General features: G+C 23.1%; 1 protein-coding gene. It reads left to right on the plus strand.

All coding sequences use genetic code 11. The annotated features are described in order from the left end of the window. The first annotated feature begins 79 nt into the window (after positions 1 to 79). Positions 80 to 973, plus strand: coding sequence for a DUF438 domain-containing protein (locus EZH24_RS12425; RefSeq protein ID WP_137999367.1), 894 nt, complete (start codon positions 80 to 82; stop codon positions 971 to 973). Positions 974 to 1,066: the final 93 nt, after the last annotated feature.

Genomic DNA, 1,066 nt, shown 5'->3' on the forward strand with positions numbered 1-1,066 from the left:
TATAGCATAAAGTATTATTGACAATATTTTAGAATAATATAGAATAAGTTAGAATAATCTAACAATAAGAGAGGACATAATGATAACTTTAGAATATATTGATACAAACGAAACTATATATAATTTATGCACTAAATACCCCAAATTTAAAGATGTATTGTATGATTTAGGATTTGATAAGATAAAAAATCCAATAATGTTTAATACAGTATCAAAGGTTATGACCATGAATAATGCTTTAAAAATGAAAAAAATAGATATTGATAATATTAAAGATAAACTTAATGAATACGGGTTTGATATTGACTTGAATACTGATAGTAAAAATATAGATAAAACTTCAGATGAAAGAAATGAGCTATTAAAATCTCTTATAGTAAGGCTTCATAATGGAGAAAATATAGATAGTATAAAAAAAGAGTTTGATGATAAATTATTTAAAGTGTCAGCTGAAGAGGTACATAATGCTATGCAGGAACTTGTAAATAGCGGCATGAGTATAGATGAAGCTAAACACTTTTTTTATATACGTACTTTGCTTTTGAAAGACACTATGTATAATTCTAATATTACAAATACTCATAATCTAATAAATATATTTAAAAAAGAAAATAGATATATAGAAAAATTATTAAATAATATATCAGAAGATAGTATTAACATTTTATATAAAGAATTAAGAAGTCATTATCATAAAAAAGAAAGCATATTATTTACAGCTTTAAAATCATACGGCAATGATGAACCTTCAAAGGTGATGACAAGAGTAGATAAGGATATACTTGAAAGTTTAAAAAATATTATAGATAACAATTTGAATAATAATGATTTTAAAGAGAAATGCGAAGAGATAAGCGGGTGTATTTTAGATATGATATTTAAAGAAGAGAATATACTTATACCGCTTTGTATTGATACATTATCTAAAGAAGATTTTGACATTATAGAAATTAAATATATTAAAAATTTTTAATAGTTTTTAGTGCCGCTGTATACTAATAGCATATTTTTATTTGGCGGCATTTTACTATTATTATAAATCAAATTTCTCTTCATCTTCTCCTTC

This window comes from Brachyspira catarrhinii, from assembly GCF_005518285.1.
Taxonomy (GTDB): Bacteria; Spirochaetota; Brachyspiria; order Brachyspirales; family Brachyspiraceae; genus Brachyspira; species Brachyspira catarrhinii.